Annotated in this window: 1 pseudogene; it reads right to left on the reverse strand. The window is 65.7% G+C overall.

The window, feature by feature from the left end:
- Nucleotides 1–245 (reverse strand): annotated as a pseudogene (locus AC0L20_RS41640) (hypothetical protein); the annotation flags it as partial.

The following is a 245-nucleotide window of genomic DNA, read 5'->3' on the forward strand; positions in this document are numbered from 1 at the left end:
GGACACCTGATCGCCGGGACGAATGTCCAGGCGCTGCCAATTCTTCAGTGAGCCGGCGCTGACACGGCTGATTTGCCGGTCATCCAGGCGGACGGGGTCCAGTTCGAGAATCGGCGTGATGCGCCCGGTGCGCCCGATCCTGAACTGCACTTTGCGCACCAGCGCCAGCGCTTTGGTCGCCGGATATTTCCAGGCCACCGCCCAGTAAGGTGCGTTGGCTTGCCAGCGTTTGGCGGGGGCGCGCG

This window comes from Bradyrhizobium sp. Kon58 (assembly GCF_055807455.1).